Source organism: Acinetobacter sp. 1566109 (assembly GCF_000582255.1).
GTDB lineage: Bacteria > Pseudomonadota > Gammaproteobacteria > Pseudomonadales > Moraxellaceae > Acinetobacter > Acinetobacter nosocomialis.
Map to the genome: position 1 here is coordinate 1 of NZ_JEYB01000037.1, position 20215 is coordinate 20215.

At 39.6% G+C, this 20215-nt stretch carries 18 protein-coding genes; 3 read left to right on the plus strand and 15 right to left on the minus strand.

Features of this window, described 5'->3' with window-relative positions; translation table 11 throughout:
- Positions 1-62 precede the first annotated feature (62 nt).
- The 3 genes from J582_RS18350 to lgt form a co-directional block, all read right to left on the minus strand.
- Positions 63-428 carry a hypothetical protein gene (locus tag J582_RS18350; RefSeq protein ID WP_032048142.1) on the minus strand — a complete coding sequence of 122 codons (366 nt, stop codon included), beginning with the start codon at positions 426-428 and terminating at the stop codon, positions 63-65.
- Positions 429-439: 11 nt separating this feature from the next.
- Positions 440-799: a hypothetical protein gene (locus J582_RS18355; RefSeq protein ID WP_032048365.1), complete on the minus strand. Its 360-nt coding sequence runs from the start codon at positions 797-799 to the stop codon at positions 440-442.
- Between the two features lie 73 nt (positions 800-872).
- Positions 873-1691 (minus strand): prolipoprotein diacylglyceryl transferase, encoded by an 819-nt coding sequence (gene lgt / locus J582_RS18360; RefSeq protein ID WP_032048366.1) that lies wholly within the window; start codon positions 1689-1691, stop codon positions 873-875.
- 93 nt (positions 1692-1784) lie between these two features.
- On the opposite strand from lgt, the gene J582_RS18365 reads away from it, so the two are divergent.
- Entirely contained in the window at positions 1785-2564 is a 780-nt protein-coding gene (locus tag J582_RS18365) for an NRDE family protein (RefSeq protein WP_032048368.1), read from the plus strand.
- Positions 2565-2608: 44 nt separating this feature from the next.
- Here the strand turns inward: J582_RS18365 and J582_RS18370 are convergent, their stop codons facing one another.
- The 5 genes from J582_RS18370 to J582_RS18390 all read right to left on the minus strand — a co-directional run bounded on the left by J582_RS18370 (position 2609) and on the right by J582_RS18390 (position 8582).
- Entirely contained in the window at positions 2609-4780 is a 2172-nt protein-coding gene (locus tag J582_RS18370; RefSeq protein ID WP_032048369.1) for a PhoX family protein, read from the minus strand.
- Between the two features lie 205 nt (positions 4781-4985).
- A complete protein-coding gene (locus tag J582_RS18375) occupies positions 4986-6971 on the minus strand; it encodes a PhoX family protein (RefSeq protein WP_032048370.1) in 1986 nt (661 codons plus the stop codon).
- Positions 6972-7147: 176 nt separating this feature from the next.
- Entirely contained in the window at positions 7148-7918 is a 771-nt protein-coding gene (gene tatC / locus J582_RS18380; RefSeq protein WP_002053474.1) for a twin-arginine translocase subunit TatC, read from the minus strand.
- Complete coding sequence (gene tatB, locus J582_RS18385; protein WP_002053452.1) at positions 7915-8352, minus strand: Sec-independent protein translocase protein TatB; 438 nt, start codon at positions 8350-8352, stop codon at positions 7915-7917. Before tatB ends, tatC begins: the two co-directional genes overlap by 4 nt.
- Before the next feature lie 11 nt (positions 8353-8363).
- Entirely contained in the window at positions 8364-8582 is a 219-nt protein-coding gene (locus tag J582_RS18390; RefSeq protein WP_002053267.1) for a Sec-independent protein translocase subunit TatA, read from the minus strand.
- Between the two features lie 252 nt (positions 8583-8834).
- Here J582_RS18390 and J582_RS18395 point away from each other — a divergent pair, with 252 nt between their 5' ends.
- Complete coding sequence (locus tag J582_RS18395; protein WP_031982300.1) at positions 8835-9710, plus strand: AEC family transporter; 876 nt, start codon at positions 8835-8837, stop codon at positions 9708-9710.
- 214 nt (positions 9711-9924) lie between these two features.
- Here the strand turns inward: J582_RS18395 and rdgB are convergent, their stop codons facing one another.
- The 7 genes from rdgB to J582_RS18430 form a co-directional block, all read right to left on the minus strand.
- Complete coding sequence (rdgB, locus tag J582_RS18400; protein ID WP_002053259.1) at positions 9925-10551, minus strand: RdgB/HAM1 family non-canonical purine NTP pyrophosphatase; 627 nt, start codon at positions 10549-10551, stop codon at positions 9925-9927.
- Positions 10552-10718: 167 nt separating this feature from the next.
- Positions 10719-11306 (minus strand): tetratricopeptide repeat protein, encoded by a 588-nt coding sequence (locus J582_RS18405; RefSeq protein ID WP_022575788.1) that lies wholly within the window; start codon positions 11304-11306, stop codon positions 10719-10721.
- Positions 11303-11896: a methionine biosynthesis protein MetW gene (metW, locus tag J582_RS18410; protein WP_001217230.1), complete on the minus strand. Its 594-nt coding sequence runs from the start codon at positions 11894-11896 to the stop codon at positions 11303-11305. The genes J582_RS18405 and metW overlap by 4 nt, the downstream gene beginning before the upstream one ends.
- Positions 11896-13056, minus strand: coding sequence for a homoserine O-succinyltransferase MetX (metX, locus tag J582_RS18415; protein ID WP_002053295.1), 1161 nt, complete (start codon positions 13054-13056; stop codon positions 11896-11898). The genes metW and metX overlap by 1 nt, the downstream gene beginning before the upstream one ends.
- An 82-nt stretch (positions 13057-13138) precedes the next feature.
- A complete protein-coding gene (gene leuA / locus J582_RS18420) occupies positions 13139-14836 on the minus strand; it encodes a 2-isopropylmalate synthase (RefSeq protein WP_004883345.1) in 1698 nt (565 codons plus the stop codon).
- A gap of 459 nt (positions 14837-15295) precedes the next feature.
- Positions 15296-15979 carry a Fe2+-dependent dioxygenase gene (locus J582_RS18425; protein WP_001984475.1) on the minus strand — a complete coding sequence of 228 codons (684 nt, stop codon included), beginning with the start codon at positions 15977-15979 and terminating at the stop codon, positions 15296-15298.
- Positions 15980-16084: 105 nt separating this feature from the next.
- A complete protein-coding gene (locus tag J582_RS18430) occupies positions 16085-18316 on the minus strand; it encodes a TonB-dependent receptor (RefSeq protein WP_032048371.1) in 2232 nt (743 codons plus the stop codon).
- Between the two features lie 415 nt (positions 18317-18731).
- Between J582_RS18430 and tig the strand changes: the two genes are divergently transcribed.
- Positions 18732-20066, plus strand: a complete 1335-nt coding sequence (gene tig / locus J582_RS18435; protein WP_002053278.1) for a trigger factor — start codon at positions 18732-18734, stop codon at positions 20064-20066.
- Positions 20067-20215: the final 149 nt, after the last annotated feature.

The window sequence follows — 20215 nt, forward strand, 5'->3', positions numbered from 1 at the left end:
ATACCTGTTGTAGCTCAAGATGAAAATCTAAAAATAGTTCTATGGCATTTCAAGAGGCGTAATTATTCAAAACGCTTGGCACGATTTTGATAAATCGAAACAAGAAAAAATCCAACCAGTACAAAGCCTAAAGCTTGTATCGTTGCGATCCAATTGTGTTGAGGGGGCAATAACCACATCACAATAACAACAATAAGGAGAGGGTAAATTCTAAGCAGAAACTGGAATTTAGATTTATATGAGCTGTGCTCTGGAATTTTTGTTTGTAAATATTGCCCGAAATGAAGCCCGAACCCTAACACGAGGCTAACAACAGTGTAAGTCGGCGATAAAGGCTGGGCTTGATTGGCTACATAAATTGCAGCACAAACGACAATAATGAAGATGAGTTTGATGTGACGCGGTGCGTTGTACCAATAAGCCAACATAAAACGGGAGCCTATTTGTTAAATAACGATTGTGGTGAAAAAATAAAAGCAGCAAGCGCCATAAATGCAATGCCTTGAACGCCCCAAATAAGTAAGTTAGGCATGGCTTTCACAAAAATAAGAGCAAACAAGAGGGCAATAGGCACCCATGTAAATAGGCGGTAAAGTAAACCGGTTGGGTTGCTTTGAGCAAAATGCAATTTAAAGTAACGACAGATTAAAAAAATAACCCCAGTTCCCGTAAACATTAAAATAGTATCTAACGGCAATGGTTGATATTGATATAACCCAATACAGATTAATAGGGTAATAATTAAGATCATTAATTTTTTAAAAGACGGGACTTGCTTGTTAAACCAGAATTCCAGCATGGTGTATCTTCTTTCTTGGGAGATAAAAACTGTAGCATAAAAAAGAGGAGCCGAAACTCCTCTGATTTAGATGTTAACTGTTCTTTTGTGGGCACCAGTCATAAATTTTCTTTTGGTAGGCATACCACATCATCCAAAGACCAATGAGTAGCATTGGAACTGTAAGGATCTGACCTTTAGTCATCCAGCCAAATAAAATGAAACCTTGGTCGGCATCGGGTTGACGGAAGAATTCCATTACAAAACGTGCAACGCCGTAACCCATTAAAAATAGTGCTGAAACGGCCATACGTGGGCGAGGTTTTGAACTAAACCACCACAAGATAATGAATAGAATTAAACCTTCACAAAGTGCTTGATAAATTTGAGAAGGGTGGCGAACTAAATGTAATGGATCGGTTGGGAAAATCATTCCAAATGGATAATTCGGATCTGTAACCGCGCGACCATATAACTCTCCACCAATAAAGTTACCGAAGCGTCCGAACATTAAGCCTGTCGGTACACAAGGGGCAATAAAGTCGAGTGTCTGGAACCATGTTTTTTGATATTTTTTACACCAGAATAGCATTGCAATCATGACGCCTAAGAAGCCGCCGTGGAAGCTCATACCACCTGTCCAGACTTGGAATAACCAGATTGGGTTTTCAAGGAATTTATCAAATTCATAGAAAAGCACATAGCCGATACGTCCGCCGAGTACAACACCTAAGGCGCCGTAAAACACCAGATCGGAAACCATGTCCGATGTCCAGCCATCACGCTGTTTGGCACGGTAGGAAGCGAGTCCCCAAGCACATAAAAATGCCAATAAATACATGAGTCCATACCAATGGACTTGAAGAGGTCCTAGATGTATTGCGACCGGATCGATATTAGGATAGGTCAGCATTGCTGCTCCTTGATCTTACGTTTTGACAGATTGTAGCGGAATGATGTGAAAAATGTTGTACATTCAATGTGTAAACATAGGGAACAAGAATCAATGTGTATTGTGGCTTTAGCATGGCATGTTCTGGATGATATGCCCTTGTGTCTGATTTCAAACCGTGATGAGTTTTATCACCGACCAACTGCATTGTTGCATCAATGGGAACATGCACCCATCATTGCAGGGCAAGACTTACAGTCGGGTGGTACTTGGATGGGCGTTACGCCACAGGGCCGATGGGCTGTGTTAACCAATTTCCGTGATGGACGTGATAAACAGCAATACGAGACTTCTCGTGGTCATTTAGTTCAGGCTTTTTTAGAGTCTGATTTATTACCGATTCGCTTTGCTCAGCAATTAGAACAACGGCAACAGAACTTTGCTGGTTTTAACCTGTTTATGGGGACTGCCGATCAAGCGGTCTACATGAGCAATCGTGGTGAGGCTCCTCAAGTATTAGCCAACGGTGTTTATGTGGTTTCGAATGGTTTAATGTCCGATCACTGGGAGAAAACCAGACATTTACGCACACGTTTTACGCAAGAGTTCTTGCCTATGCATCAGCACAAAACAGAAGAGTTAAGCTTGCAACATGCAGCGTGGGATATTTTAGAAGATGAGCGCAAGGTCACCACAGCATTGTTGCCAAATACAGGCATTCAACCAGAAATGGAAGAGTTGTTATCATCGACTTTTATTCAAAGTCCAGTATATGGAACCCGGTGTTCGAATTTTTTAAGAATGACCAATAATGAATGGATTTGGTTGGAAAAGACCCAGCAAGGCGAACATAGCGGCCAAATTGTACAGCAGCAGGTGCCTCTAAACCGTTAAAAGAATGCCGACCACTTGATCGGCATTTTCTAGGAAGAAATCAATTAACCAGCAATAACACCGCCATCTTTACGGGTAATAACTACAGTTGCCGAACGTGGGCGGGCAGTTTTGTTGCTTGGATCTTTTTGTGTGGCAGGCCAGTTACTTTCTGGTTTTGCATAACTTGCCGAGTCTTCACCAGGATGCTGAACATTAATGAAAATAGCTTTGTAGTCAGGTGTCATGGCAATACCAGTAATTTCACATTGCTTTGGTCCAACTAAGAAACGGCGTAATGTTGCGTCTGTAACTTTAGCACCTGTTATGGTTTGCTGACCATTTGAAGTAGTTGCCGCACCACCATCACCAATTTGTCCTGGTAGGGCAGCAAGCATCATACAGTTGGTGACATCTGTATAAGCGCCGTCATCTGTTTCAATCCAGAGAACACCGCGTGGGTCAAACCACATACCATCCGGTGATGAAAAGTCGTTATTGTCTGTTAAACCTGACAAATTGATATTTGAAGCCATCGAAGCTTCTGCACCGAACAGATAAATATCCCATTTGAAGGTTTCCGCAGTGGTTTTGTCATCGGCTTCTCTAAAACGGATGATATGACCGTTCACATTTCCTTTTTGTTCTTTTGTGCCTGCATACAGATCGGTATAGTTACGAGGGTTAGCCGCATCTGTAGGGTAATCTTTACCTCGGTTTGAGTTGTTGGTGAGTGTGACATAAATTTCGCCATTGATTGGGTTAACTGTAGCCCATTCTGGGCGGTCCATTTTTGTTGCACCGACTGAATCTGCTGCCAAGCGTGCAAAAGTGACTACCTCTGCCTGAGATTTAAATGGATAGGTAGTGTTACTTTCATTTAAACCATTTTTACCGTAGGCAAGTTCAATCCATTGACCTGAACCATCGTTATTAAACTTGGCAACATACAACTTACCTGAGTTCATGTATTTGTCACCGGCTGCATAACCGCCGTTTATATCTTTTGTGTCCCACACTGCGGTTGAAACAAACTTATAGATATATTCGCCACGAGAGTCATCCCCCATATAAAATGCGATTGGTTGACCTGCTACGGCACGGCATGCACTGTCTTCATGGGCAAAACGGCCTAATGATGTGCGTTTAACCGGATTTTGGCGGTTATCAAATGGGTCAATTTCGACCATCCAGCCAAATGTGTTTGGTCCATTGCGGTAATCTTGAGTTGCTTGAACTGCTTTTACATCGGCATTCCAGCGGTCATATAAGTCTTGTGCCTCTACTTGACCAATTGCGGTTTCCCAACCGTAGCGAGAGCTTGATCCTGCTTTAAGACCATAGCGTTTAAGAGCAATAATTTCTTCTGGAGTACGTAACGCATCATCAGTTGTACTACGCGCAAAATAACCAATGAAGTTTTCTTCCGTGGTTAAGTATGTTCCCCAAGGTGTATAGCCATTACCACAGTTGTTGTGTGTACCACGAGTCTGGCGACCAGCAGGCGAAAAACGCGTCGAAAGTAAGTTAGATCCTGCCGCGGCACCAGCGAAGTCCATGACTGTAGAACCTGTAATACGTCTATTAAAAATAGAGTTTTTTACAACTTCGACTTTTTGAGTAGCAGGGTCTTTTTTGATATGAACTACAGAAACCCCATGGGCATTGGTTTCACGAATGACTTCATCTTCTGGGCGGCGTCCATCAACTTTGGTTGGACCTTTAGGGTGTAGAAAGGTTTGGTTGATGTATTCGTGGTTCATCACCAATAAACCTTGTGCTGAAACAGTGTCATCAAAACGGTTTGTTGATGTGTTTAAACCAAAATAGTGCATACCATCATGGCAGTCACCTGAGCGAAACTGGAAGCTTGGACCAGATGGAATATTGTTATCGTCCCAATCACCAAAAGAAGGATTAAGAGAATCACCTAAAGCGTAAATTACATTTGCTTCGTAACCTTCTGGTACGGTCACAATATCATTTAAATTTTTAGCAACTGGCGTAAAGGTAAGTTTTTCAGGCTTTTTGTTTGGATCGACTGGAGCAGTTCCATCGTTATTATCATTACAGCCCGTTAAAGTAGAGGCTAAAGTTAATGCCACAGCACCGCTTGCTGCTTTAGTAATGAGGCTACGACGGCTCACATATTGGTCTAAAACATCACGAAAGTGAATATTGTCTGAAGTGTTGTTGTCTAATTCCTGATCTTCATGATATGGCGTCAAATCGTTCATATTAAATTCCTAATTCAAAATAAGTTTTTTCTAAAAGTCTTGATTAGCTTAAATTTTGAATATGACGAGGTCTTGACGTTTTAATGATAACTTAATGAAAAATTTGATCGTTTAGTCAAAAAAGAAAAGGGCTTTTTATTTTTATAAATGCTTTTAAATAAAAGAAACCTGCATAAAGCAGGCTTCTTTTGAGTTGAGCTAAGAATTATTTCTTCACAACAGATGGTGCGATAGGGTCAGCTGTAATATAGCCAACTGCTGCTGCAAAACGATCTTTGTAGTTTGCACGAACAAGAGGATCAAGCGTTGCTTTTACTTTATCGTGTAATGGAGATTCCCAGTCACCAGGGTGCTGGAAGTTACTCATGATGTAAGTCCAACCATTTACAGAGTCAACTGCGTGCAAACCTGTAGATTCTGCGCCAGCAGGTGTTGATAAGATACGGCTTAATTGTTTGGTATCAACATTATATGCCCATAAGAAGTTATTTACGTGCATACCACTATCTTCACCAATGAAGAGGGTACGTAAATTTTCAGAGAACTTAATGTTGTCTGGGTTGGCAATTTTATCTGCATTTGCAGTATTACCTAAAGCATCAGCAGTTGTTAGGTCTTCACCCACTAAAGCTGCAGGTGGTTCCATATGAGTCGATACCCATTCACTGTTAATAAGCTGACCTTTGTTATCAACTTGGCTGCCTTTTAACGTATGTGCGTAAATTGCACCAGCTTTTGGACCTTGTACTTGAATATCAGTAGTTTTATCAACCATAGAAGACTGTACATAAGACATCGCAGAGTAAGCGATTTTATCTTTGATATTTACAGTTGTGCCTTCCATCTTAGTAAAGCCCATACTTGCACCAACCAAGGCTGCATAACGATGCGTTTCTAAGAAAGCCGCTTCACGTTCTTTACCAGGTACAAGTTTTACCCAGTTGTCTTTACCGCTATAACGGATTTTGGTGTAGCTTGCATCTTTTGGATCAGACGTTTTTACATCCATCAGGTCGGTAATCTTATATTGATCAGCCCAGCTCTTTACTTCAGCACTTGTTGCATGACCAAGGTTAATCCACGAAATATCACCGGCACCAGCAGCTACACCTGAGGTTTGCTTCCATTTAGCAACATAGAGCGTACCCGCAGATAAGTCTTTTTCTTTATCTGCAACAAACATGAATAAACCGCCATTTGTTGCATCATCACCCATCAATGCAGTGCGGTTATCTGGCATAACTTGAATAAGTTCGTGAGAGATACGACCTAAACAGTAATGTTTTTTGATTGAACCTGTACCATCCGTATTTACAGTAACTTCTGGTAAGTGACCGTAGTGGTAAGGATTACCTTTTGTACTGTCGCCAAATAAGTTTTTGCTAAATACTGGTAAATAGCTTCCAGCAACATTGTTTGCATCTGGTTCATATTCTTCACTCGACAGGTGAGTTCCCCATGGAGATAAACTTGCGCCACACGTGATCCATAAACCGTTTACTTTAGAGGTATCGACATTGTGGTATTTAACAAGGGTTAAATGACCAGTTTTAGGGTCTTGGTCTAAAGTTAAAATTGCAATTGGAGATGGTAGTAAACCATACATAGACGCTAAGCTTTGGTCACGAGTCGTATATTCAAATTGAACTACGTGAAATACAGGGTTGCCAGTAACACCTAAAGCTTGTTTGTCTGCATCGGTAAAGTCACGGCCTGTTGCTTGTTTAAAGCTAATTAAAGAGCTTCCGTCCGGACAGTCAGAGAAGAATTGACGTTCTTGACCTGGTTTTGACTTATCAATAATTGGTTGATTATTAATATCAACATATCCACCCGCCAGAATTTTTCCACCTTTACCGTCTGCAACCAAATCACCTGTGGTAAAAAAAGGCTTATACGCTAATGTGTAGTCAGTTTTTGAGCCATCTTCCCAATTAATTGAAAGGCTTGATGCAACAGTTGTGGTTGCCATCGCCGTTGGGTTAGCTAAAGATGGTGCTGCCATTGATGTAAAGGTTGCGTTTTTAAAGTTTACTGTTGGTGGGGGAGTAACAACATCTGAATCATTATTGCTGTCATTACAGCCTGCTAACGTTGCTGCCGTAGCCATCGCACCTAATGGAAGAAAAGGAATCCCCGTAAACCATTTTAAAATATCGCGACGTGTTGGGTGGTTAGAAGCAGTTGTCATAATAAATCCGTAACTTTTGTGTGTATATTTGTTGAGTCGATTCTATGGATTGGAAATGACACTTTTCTTACATTTTTAAGTCACTTTGAAGACAGTTTATGGTTTGATTAATTAAGACGATTTAAAAGTAAAAAGCCCAAATTTTAATATTTGGGCTTTTAAAGAGAAGTTTTAAATTATTCAGCCGTCTGGCTTTTTCTCTTCTCAAGAATCTTACCGAACAGTAGACCTATTTCAAAAAGTAACCACATTGGAATAGCTAACATCACCATTGAAATCGCATCTGGTGGGGTAATAAACATTGCAACAAAAAAACAGCCCACAATAATAAAACGTCTTTTTTCAGCAAGGCTTTGCGTATTTACTACACCAATCAAAATGAGTAGCAAGGTCGCGATAGGAATCTCAAAGGTCACACCAAATACCAAAAATAGCTTTAAACAGAAGCTTAAATAACTATTAATATCGGTCATTGGTGCTACTGTTTCAGGTGAAACGCTAATAAAGAAATGTAATATTGCAGGCAAGGTAATGTAATAAGCAAAAGCGACACCTGCATAAAATAGGACAATACTACCAATCAGTAACGGTAGCGCTAAATGGCGTTCTTTTTGATAAAGCGCAGGGCGAACAAAAGACCATATTTCATAAAGAATAAATGGCATTGCAAGCATAAGTGCGACAAATAAATTAAGTTTAAAAGGTGCCATAAAGGTTGCTGTTACATCTGTTGCAATCATTGACGATGATGCAGGGAGTTGTAACCTTAAAGGCTCAGATAATAATTGGTAAGTATTATTTCGAAAGGGTAATAAACAAAAGAATAAGAATAATGTTACCCCTACAATCCTGAATAAATGGCGTCTTAAAACAACCAAATGATTCATGATTGGCATTTGGTCTAAGTTTTCTTGACTATTTACAGTGGTTGAAGGCAGTTGGTTCATACGGCAATCTTCAATTCAACAGGAGATGTTTCTGCAATATCAGTTTGAGTCACTAAAGGCGTAGGTTTAGCAACATACGGTACTTTGTAATGGTCTGATATAGGAATACATTTCCGAATAGGCTTTGGTGTTGTTTTAGGCGTTTCAGTAACTTCTAAATGTTCTGAAATCTGCTGTTTTTGTATTTCTTCAAGCTGTTGCTGTACTTTTCGTTCCAATGCTTCGATGCGGTTAAGTTCCTCTTGCATTTCTTTGCGGAACTCAGAAAGACGCAGCTCCTGATCAATCTCGTTTTGCAGATTGGTAATATAGCGTTTTAGTCGAACATACCAGCGGCCTGCAAAGCGTGCAGCTTCGGGAAGCTTATCTGGACCTAAAACTAAAATTGCAATAATTGCAAAACAGAGTAGCTCTGTCATTCCTACATCAAGCATGGGTCAAACCTTTAGCTTTTCACTGATGTGCTTTCAGATGTTTTAACTTGTGCATCGATTGTACGAGGAGTATTTAAAGATGCAGCTTCGTCTTCTTCACGAACTGATTTTTTAAAGTCTCTTACTGCACCGCCAACATCTTTACCAATATTTTTTAATTTAGATGTACCGAACAATAAAATAACTACAATTGCGAAAATGACGACATGCCAAATAGATAAACCGGCCATAATTTTATACCTCTTTTTAGTTCGCTTTATCTCAACAGGTTGCCATGACAAGAATGTGACACTTATATTTCATTTTTAAGACAATATTTATAAGTAGACACTTATGATCAGTTTTTAAAAGATATTTTTTGGAAGGATTTTTAAGTTTTATTGAGCTTCTTTCTTAGACGAATTTACTTGAAATAGACCATACATTTCAAAATTAAAAGGTGTAGCATAACAAGCTGATTTTGACGAGCGAGAGGAGAGAGCGTGGCATTACTACTGCCTGTATTGGCATTTATCACAGGACTTCTACTTGCTCAGACCTCCATTTCAGAAACCGTAAAACCTATTCTTTCAGCTTGGCTTGCACGACTCCTGATTCCCGTTGTAATTATTTACAACATGGTCTTTTATCAATCGGGAAGTTTGAGCTTAATGCTCTTTAGTTTTGGGTCGGCGTTTATTATTTTCTTTGCCTATTTGGCTCTATTTAAAGATCGTTTACTGGCGCTTTGCGTCAGTTATACCAATATGGGGTGGCTTGGTTTTCCTTTCGCCATGGCTTTATTTGGTCCTGAAGCAACTGCTCCGATTGTAGCTTTATATATTGGGATGTCGCTTTTTGGCAATGCTTGGGCTGTGACTGCTGTTACTACAGCACCGCAAAGTAAGCTCAATATATTAAAAAAGGTTTTAACGTCGCCACCTTGTATATCAATATTTTGTGCTGTTGTGCTCAGACTTTTAGGGGCCCAGCATATCGAAAGCCCTGCTATACATTGGGTTTATGAGGTTGCTAAATTTGCGATGACTTTCGCAGGTATGTGTGTGCTTGGAATGTGGCTACGCCGTACCAGAGTTTATGCAAAAGATTTAATTTACAGTACAAAAGCTCAAGCATTTAAAGTAGCCTGTGGATTTGTACTTTGTGGATTAAGTTATAGATTTTTACCGATTCCAAATATAAATCAGCATATTGGTGTAATGTTTTTAATGTTTTGCTTGCCACCGGCAGCCAATATTGTAGCTCTGGAAACACATTATCAAGGGACGGGTAGATCAGCGGCTTATATCGCCTCAGGGACAATTGTGAGTTGTGTGTGTATTGCGATTTATGCAGTGTTTTTACATCTTTACTTCTAAGTAAGATGTTTAGATCAGACAGCCTTTTAATAGTGGTTATATGCTTATTTTGTGTATATAGGCAATATTTACTTTTGTTTCGTCAAAAGTAACAAAACCATTTGTCGAACTGACGACACATCCTTGATGTCGCAGTTCGACGGGCGACATCCATGTCGCCTAGCACGATAGCAAATGGCTTTAGCGTTAAACTAAATAAATGTTATATAAAGTTTTACTTCTGCAAGCTCTCTCTAAATAACTGCATCGCTTGTCCACGATGACTAATCTTATTTTTTTCTTCTTTAGACAACTCAGCGCTAGAAACTTGTAGCTCTGGTAACCAGAACAGTGGGTCATAACCAAAACCATTTTCACCGCGTGGCGCTTCTAAAATTTCACCATGCCAGATGCCTTGGAAAATTTGTGGTAATGGATCTTCCGCATGAGTCACTAAAGCAAGTACGCACACAAACATACCTTCAATCACTTCTCCATTTTTACGAAATGGCAAAAGATCATTTAATAACTTGGCATTATTCGCTGCATCGTCACCATGTTCTCCAGCATAGCGTGCTGAATAAATACCAGGTGCACCACCTAAAACGGGAACACAAATACCTGAGTCATCAGCCATAGCAGGTTTCCCTGAAATTTTAGAGGCATGACGTGCTTTAATAATGGCATTTTCAATAAAGCTTAAGCCGTCTTCAATGGCGTCGGGAATATTAAGGCGACCTTGAGGAATAATTTCTACAGGTAACTTAAGCTGTTCAAAAAGTTTTTCAAACTCTGCGACTTTACCTTTGTTATTACTTGCAAGGACTAAAGAGCCCTGATCAAACCAATGTGGGGTAGACATAAGATAACCAAACTTTATAACCAATATTGAACGTGAGCTATGTTACGTGTTTTTTGAAAGGGGATATAGAGCAAAACAAATAGAATATAAAATTAGAAGCTTAAAAACTAAAACCACCCTATAGGTGATATAAGGTGGTTTTAGTCGAGTAAGTATAAGCTGGATTATTATTGTGCTTGAATCCATTTATCCGCGCGGTCGCGTGCCATACGGATTTGCTCTTGAGTTAAGTTTGCAGCAAGAGCCGTCTTTTTACCTTCAGATAAGCTAATTACTTTATTGTCGAGCATGCCATCACGAGTTGAAAGCTCATACCACTGGTAAGCACCTACGTAGTTTTTCTTTTGCTCTTCCATCATCGCAAGGTTATAGCTTGCACGGTTATCGCCGTTACTAGCCGCTTTTTCGAAATACTTACGAGCCATAGACTCATCTTTCTTAACGCCAATACCATCAGCATACATACGGCCAACATTTAATTGCGCAGGTGAAAGACCTTGGTCAGCAGCAGCTTTAAACCATGCAAATGCTTGTTTATCGTCTTTTGCTACATCTTTGCCGTATTGGTAACGTGTTCCAAGATAAAATTGTGCGCCAGCCTGACCCGCTTGAGCTGCTTTTTGAAGGTCATGAATCCCCATTGTGGAGAAACGCGCAGCCTGACTCGCAACCGATTGTGGCTGGGCGATATAATCTGCATGAGCCTGCATACTTAGCAGTCCTGCAATTAGTGTGCTAAATAATGTCTTTTTCATAGTGCACTCACTCGATAAATAGCGACTTCACCAAACAAATTCGGAACATGTTTGCTTAACAGGCTTCCCTGCTGGTTTCCATTGACGGCGAGTCGATTAATAATTTGTATTTGATTTTCCGCACATAGTGCTTCGAAATCTTTAAACGTACATAAATGAATGTTGGGGGTGTTATACCACATATATGGTAGAGCATCCGATACAGGCATCATCCCTTTTAATGCTAGAAAAGAGCGAGTCTTCCAGTGTGCAAAGTTTGGAAAGGTAATAATGGCCTGTTTTCCCACACGCACCATGTCTCTTAATAAAACATCGGGTGCATCTACGGCTTGCAAAGCTTGTGCCATGACCACATAGTCAAAAGACTGGTCGGCAAAACGGCTCAAACCGAGATTCAAATCTTGTTGAATAATATTTAACCCGCGACTGACGGCAATTGCAATCTTTTCTTGATCAATTTCTAAACCATAAGCACGAATTTGATGCTTTTGGCTCATATGAGCGAGTAATTCACCGTCACCACACCCTAAATCGAGTACGCTAGAGCCGGGTTTAATCCACTTTTCTGCCAGTTGTTGATCAATACGCATTAGCTTGCCTCCAGTGATGTCGATTTTAAATGTTCTTCACCGCCTAAGAAAGCGCGCAGTGTTTTGACATACAGTGGAATCGGGAATAAGAACGAGTCATGACCTTGTTCAGCATCAATATCGAGGTAACTTACCGGTTTATGATTGGTAATGAGTGCATCTACAATTTCTTGTGAACGGCTTGGTGCAAAACGCCAGTCAGTGGTGAACGAGACAATCAGAAACTGACATTTGGTCTTACTCATCGCTTCTGTAAGTGAGTGGCCGTACTCACGCGAAGGATCAAAATAATCCAAAGCTTTGGTCATAATCAGATAAGTATTGGCATCAAAGTTACGGCTAAACTGTTCACCTTGATAACGCAGATAACTTTCAACTTGAAACTCGACATCAAAACCGTACATAAACTTGCCGGACTTTAAATCACGACCAAATTTTTGTTTCATGGCTTCTTCGGAAAGATAGGTAATATGGCCGACCATACGAGCCAAAATCAAACCACGTTTTGGATAGCTATCATTTTCCAAATAACGACCATGATGGAAGTCCGGGTCAGACAGAATTGACTGACGTGCCACTTCGTTAAACGCAATATTTTGTGCTGAAAGCTTTGGCGCACTGGCAATAACAACACATTTTTGTAAACGGTCAGGGTAATCTACCGACCATTGTAGTGCTTGCATGCCCCCTAATGAACCGCCAACGACTGCATACCAAACGCTTACTCCTAAACGATCAGAAAGCATGGCTTGAGTTTTAACCCAGTCGCGTACCGTTACTAATGGGAAATCTGGTCCATAAGGGCGATTGTCATTTTCAGGGTTTGGTGAAGTTGGACCGGTCGATCCGCTACATCCACCAATATTGTTGAGTGCAACTACAAAAAATTTATTTGTGTCGATTGCCTTACCCGGGCCAATACAGCTATCCCACCATCCAGCTTTTTTATCATCTTCATGGTGATAACCCGCTGCATGATGATGTCCGGAAAGGGCATGGCAGATTAAAATCGCATTTGATTTATCTGCATTTAAAGTGCCGTAAGTTTCAACCATTAACTCAAAGCGCGGTAAAACACGGCCACATTCAAGATGTAAGGGTTCTTCAAATTGGAACTTTTGCGGAGTGACTAACCCCACTGAGTCAGCTGGAAAAGACACGGGAACATTTCGCCTTTTAAATCTTTCAGGAATAAAAAGAAAGGATACCAAGCTAGGTATCCTTTCCAAAGTCTTTTTTTAATTAAACAGCGGCAGCAACAACCTGATCTGTACTTAAAACACCTTGATCAATCAAACGGTTGGTACATGCAATAATGGCTTCAATAGATGAAGTGACTGTGTTGTCGTGAACACCTGCACCAAATGAGCCTCTACCTGTACCTTTCACTTGAAGTTCAATTAAGGTTAATGCTTTGGCATTTGCACCTGAACTAATACTACGTTCTTCGTAGTTCAATACGTCAATTGGTAATTGAAGTGCATTTAAGAATGCAGAGATTGGACCATTACCTTCGCCACGCAATTGTTGAGTTTCACCTTCAACATCAATCTCAAGTTCAATAATTTGAGTACCATTAATGTCAGATAACTTATAGTTTTTGACCGTGTAATGGTGGTTTTTCACTTCAACATACGTGTCTTTAAATAAAGTCCAGATTTGTTTAGCGCTAATCTCTGTACCATTTTCATCAGTATATTGTTGAACAACTTGACTAAATTCGATTTGTAAGCGACGAGGCAATACAACGTTATAGTTCGATTCTAATAAGTAAGCGATACCGCCTTTACCAGACTGACTATTTACACGAATGACAGCATCATAGTCGCGGCCCAAATCTTTCGGGTCGATTGGTAAGTAAGGCATATCCCAGATTTCTTCGTTTTTCTGGTATTCAAAGCCTTTTTTGATTGCGTCCTGATGCGAACCAGAGAATGCAGTAAATACCAAGTCACCTGCATATGGATGACGAGGGTGTACAGGTAAACCAGTACATTCTTCAACCGTTGCAATGACTTCATTAATATTAGAGAAATCTAACTCTGGCGCTACACCTTGGGTGTACATGTTCAATGCAATTGCTGCAACGTCAACGTTACCGGTACGTTCGCCGTTACCAAACACGCAGCCTTCAACACGGTCAGCACCTGCCATAATGGCAAGTTCTGATGCGGCAATACCACAGCCACGGTCATTGTGACAGTGAACGGAAATAATCACGCCATCACGACGTGCCAAATTACGATGCATCCATTCAATTTGATCTGCATAAACATTTGGTGTTGAAACTTCTACAGTCGCTGGTAAGTTTAAAATCACTTTATGATCTGGACGTGCATCCCAAATTTCTGTAACCGCATCACAGACGTCTTTCGCTACTTCTAATTCAGTTGCAGAGAAACATTCTGGACTGTACTGGAAAATCCAGTCAGTTTCAGGATATTGCGCAGCATACTCTTTCACTTTCTGAGCTGCATTCACCGCCAACTGTTTTGCACCATTTACATCTACATTCAACACTTTTTGACGGAAGGTTGGAGAGTTAGAGTTATAAATATGCACAATTGCGCGCTTAGCACCTGCTAAAGCTTCAAAAGTACGCTCAATTAAATGGTCACGTGCCTGAACCAATACTTCAATGTATACGTCATCAGGAATATGATTTTCTTCGATCAACATACGAGTAAAATCGAAGTCAATTTGAGACGCAGAAGGGAAGCCGATTTCAATATGTTTAAAACCGATTTTTACAAGCATTTTGAACATCTTGAACTTTTGTTCCATGTTCATCGGTTCAAAAATTGCTTGGTTGCCATCACGTAAATCCGTGCTCATCCAGATTGGCGCTTTTGTAATTTCATTATTTGGCCATTGGCGATCTGGTAAATCGACTCGCTGGTACATACGGCGGTATTTTTTGCTAGGGTCAGCCAACATCATGAGAAAACTCCTTATCTCGTAGCACGGTTGCTCTAGGTATCGTATAAAAGGCAACGTTCTACAGTTATATATGGTATCTAATACAGAAAAATTAAAGGGAATTTGAAAAGGTCTGCTCTAAAATACAGACAAAAATTTATACGCGCGCGAGGCGCAGCATCAGGAGTTCGAGATGATGTCTTGCTTGAGTAGGCTGGGCAAACAAGTGATTCGTTTTCATCTATGGACCATGTAATAGTAAGTTTGGTGGTTTGCAAATATGCTTATTGTTTAGATATACCACATCTAAACAATGATTACACGTTGTGCAAAAGTCTTATACTCATTTTAATTTTAGTGTTCAGAAAATAATTTTCTAATTTTGCGTTGTTTAATGTTTTGTCGAAAATAATTTTCATTGTTTTGCCTTATTGAGATAAAAATAATTAATTAGTCCAAATAAGGCAAAAATAAATAGAGTTATAGTTCAGCCCATTTACGCATTAAGTTATGGTAAAGGTTAGTCAGTTTAATGACTTCGCTATGATTGTCACCCAGCTGCATTCTTAAGTTTTGTACTGTTTGATCTAGATTAAAGAGCATATGTCGCTCAGCATCATCACGCACCATACTTTGCACCCAGAAAAAAGAAGCAATACGACAGCCAGAAGTAATCGCCGTCACTTCATGCAAACTGGTAGATGGATATAAAATCATATCTCCTGCCGGAAGTTTCACTTCGTGATAGCCATAAGTGTCTTCTACGACTAGATCACCACCTTCATATTCTTCAGGTTCGCTTAAAAATAAAGTGCATGATAAATCGGTTCTAAGCCGTTCATTGGTACCACGTATGCGGCGGATAGAATTGTCTACGTGAAAACCAAAAGACTCCTGATTTTCATAACGATTAAACAGGGGAGGGATAATATCAAGTGGTATTGCAGCAGATAAAAATAATGGGTGAGTACCTAGTGCCTCAAGAATAATATTACTCAGATGGTGAGTAAGCGGATGATCTTCGGGTAATTGCTGATTGCGTTTTACAGTTGCAGAGAGTGTACCAGCTGTTACTTTGCCATTGACCCATTCAATTTTATCCATTTCATTACGAAAATATTGAACCTGTTCTTTACTCAATACATTGGGAATATGGTGGATCACGGTGATACCTGCGAGTAATAGTAATAGAAAATTAAAAATAGCCTCTAACTATAGAGGCTATTTTATATTAGAAACCATAAAAAGATTATGGGATTCTAGACTAACTTAGTATTTAAAGTTGATTGCGAGTACTGCGCTACGGCCTTCTGCTTCTGTTGCATAGTGAGAAGCATAAGCTTTAGTAAAGTAACGCTTATCAGATAAGTTGTTTAGGTTAAGCTGTAAATTAACATTTTTATTTACGTCATAACGAGCCATAGCATCGTAACGCACGTAAGATGGAACCCATTTAGTATTTGCTACATCACCATATACTTTGTCTGAGTAAACCGCACCAGCACCTACAGTAAATTGCGGTAGTAGTTTATAGGTAGTCCATAATGTTGCGGCTTGTTTCGGAACGTTTGGCATTTGATTGCCGTTATAAATCGATTGATCAGTACAGGTATTATTACGACAAGATTTACCATTTTTGGTTAGTTCACTGTCTAAATAAGTGTAGCCAGCTGAAATATTCCATTTATCAGTAATTTCACCGTTTAAGCCTAGCTCAAAACCGACAACTTTACTTTCACCTACATTTGCATAAGTCGTTGGATCGATTTGTACACGAGTATTTTGTTTTTCAGTACGGAAAATAGCAGCTGTTAAGTTTAGATGATTATCTAGGAAATCCCATTTTGTACCGATTTCAAACGTTTGAGCCTCTTCAGGGTCAATCATTTGATTATTGGCATTAATCGTTTCACTATTGTCGCCCCAACCCGCATTTAAGCCGACTGGACTAGCAGAGGTTGCATAGCTTGCATAAATAGAGCCGTTATCTGTTGGTTTAAAAGTAATACCAGCTTGATAGGTCACGAAATCTGAATCATTTTTTGCTGTATAGGCTGCTGCACTAGAAGTAGCTAAGAAGTTTTGTTCAGCTTCATATTTATCCCAACGCAGGCCAAGATCTAATAACCATTTTGGTGTGATTTCGATATTGTCGAGTAAGTAGACAGAAGTACTTTCTACAGTTGCGTCAAAGTCTTGGCGTGCTTGTAAACGGTCAACAAATGGCTTTTGAGTTGGGCCATTGAGTGAGGTACACCAGTTTGTAGACAAATTTGAACAGTCGCTATAAAAGCCAGTAGTAGAAACATTACCTTGTGCGTCAATAATGTTATAACCGCCTTTATCAGTTTTTTGTTTGCTGTACTCTGCTCCTACATTAAATCTGTGCTTTAAGAAGCCAGTATCAAATTTACCTGTAAGTGCTAATTGATCGGTAAACGTCTCACTATCTGTAATAGCTGAGTTCAAACGATGCCAAACAAGACCTTTGCCAACATTTCCTTTTGAGTCATCTGGGTTTGTCCAGACATAATCATTTTTTGATTTGGCATACATGGCCGTATTAGTAATAGTTATATTGTCGGTAAGGTCGTGTTCTAATTTAATTGTACCGATGTGATTTTCTTGCTTTTGAAAATCTCGATCTTTCCAGCCGTAATATGTACCTTGCTTGACTTCAGCTGGTTTACCTTGAGCTTTTCCAAGAGATGAATCCCAATAAGGAATACCTGAATCAGGTTTATCATCAGTTTGTAAATAATAGTAGCTCAGAGTTGCACGTGTCGGTGTATCTAAGCCAAAAGTAATACTTGGTGCAATACCAACACGTTTATATTCAGCTCCATTACTTTGGCCAGCCTTGTCATTTTGATGTCCGAGAATAGCTACACGGGCAGCCACTCCATTACCAAACTCTTTATTACCATCTAGAGTGATACGTTGGTAGTTATCAGTACCAGCAGCTACTGAGCCTTCTAGGAAATCACCCTTTTTAGCTACCTTGGAAATCATATTGATGCTGCCACCAACTGAACCTGCACCACCCATTGCTGATGCAGAACCTTTGGTTACTTCTACTTGCTCGACCGCAAACATTTCACGGTTTTGTGAGGTAGAGTTGCGGATACCATCAATATACATAGAGCTTTCTGAACTATACCCACGAATGAAAGGTCGGTCACCATTCGGATTACCGCCTTCACCTGCACCTAAAGTAATGCCAGGAACAGTACGCAATGCATCTGCTAAAGTTGTTACTTTTGTATCTTCAATAAGTTGTTTTGAAATAACTGAAACTGATTTCGGAGTATCTAAAAGGGGAGCAACGAATTTTGCATTTGCTGATTGATCTACCTTTAAAGATTCTTCTTGTGTTGCTTGAGTATGAATCGTTGGTAGTTGTGAAACAGCTTCTTGTGCCATTGCAGTAGTTGCAATCATAGAAAGGGATGAAGCGATTGCAGATGAAACAATTTTTTTACGTGTTCTAATCAATGACATGACTTTCAGGACTTAAATACAAAACGTTATGCGAATAATAATAATTCTTATTTATATGTACAGTTTGTGTTAATTGGATTTGTCGATAGGATTATGAAGAAAATATGAAAGATTTAATAGGTTTTTGTGTCTAAAATTCTCTAATTGATTGATTATTCTTGACTGTTTGTAAAATCGATAATAATGTGAAATTTAATTGTAATTTTAGATTCATGAAGAATAACTAAAAAATTACTTTGGCTTAAGGTTGAATTAAAAAAAATTAAAAAATCATAAAATTATTGTGAAATTTCTTGGAAAAACCACCTTCAATTTACTGATCTGATCGGTTAATTTTGTATATCTTGAAAGTTGTCATATAATACAGCACTTTTTTAAAAACTGTTCCTACTAACTAATTTTTATCGAGGAAGCCATGCAAGTAACGACTGAAGCGGTTTCGGGCGTTGCCCGTCGTTTAAATGTTTCTGTACCGACGAGCCGTATTAACGAGCAATTTGAAGCTCGTTTGAAGCGCACTGCCAAAACTGTGAAGATCAACGGCTTCCGTCCGGGCAAAGTACCTGCAAACGTTGTTCGTCGCGAATACGGTGCAAGTATTTATCAAGAAGTTGTGAATGACATCATTCGTGACAGCGTATTCGAAGCAATTCAACAAGAAAAAATCAATGCGGTAGGTATGCCGAACATTGAGAAAGTTGAACATAAAGAAGATGCTTTAGTTTTTGAAGCGACTGTAGAAGTTTATCCTGAAGTTGAAGTAAAAGCATTTGACGGCTTAGAAGTTGAACGTAAAACAGCTGAAATTAAAGATGCTGACGTCGACACTATGATCGAAAACTTGCAAAAACAACGTCAAACTTGGGCTGTGACCAAGGGTATGGCGAAAAAAGATATGCAAGTGACTTTTGACTTCGAAGGTTCTATCGACGGTGAGAAGTTCGAAGGCGGTTCTGCTGAAGACTTTAAACTTGTGTTAGGTTCAGGTCGTATGATTCCTGGCTTCGAAGACGGCATCATTGGTATGAAAGCTGGTGAAGAGAAAGTAATTGATGTGACTTTCCCTGAAGACTACCAAGCTGAAAACTTGGCTGGTAAAGCAGCTCAATTCAAAATCACTGTGAAGCAAGTTGAAAAACCTAAACTTCCAGAGATTGATGCTGAATTCTTAAAAATCTTCGGTGTTACTGAAGAAGAAGGCATTGAAAAATTAAAAGCTGACGTTCGTAAAAACATGGAACGTGAAGTTCGCAATGGTTTACGTAACCAAGTTAAACAAGCGGCATTTGATGCTCTTGTTGCTGCGAACGAAGTTGAAGTACCAGCTGCAATGGTTGCTCAAGAAATTGACCGTCAACGTCAACAAATGGTTCAACAGTTCACTCAACAATTTGGTGGCGCTGGTGCTCAATCTTTTGACAAGAGCATGCTTCCTGACGAATTGTTCAAAGAACAAGCAGAGCGTTCTGTTAAACTTGGCGTATTAGTAAGCAAAGTATTAGCTGATGCTAAACTTGAAGTTGACCAATCACGTGTTGATGCTTATATCGACGACATGGCTTCTTCTTATGAAGATCCAACTGAAGTGATCGAATACTTCAAAAATGATGCTCAACAACGTGCTCAAATCGAAGCTGTTGTATTAGAAGATCAAGTTGTTGATCACATCTTAGCTGCTGCTAAAGTGACTGACAAAGCAGTATCTTACGAAGATTTATTGAAAGAACAACAAGCTCGCCGTATGGGCTAATCTTTTGAGAAGTCAGGAAAAGGCGCTTTAGGCGCCTTTTTCATTTTTTAGGTATGTGGTTAATTTGAGTACGTCATTAAGTACTTAGGTATAAATAATATAATATTTCAGTGCGAACCTTTTGCAATTTGAGAAATTATCCCGCATAT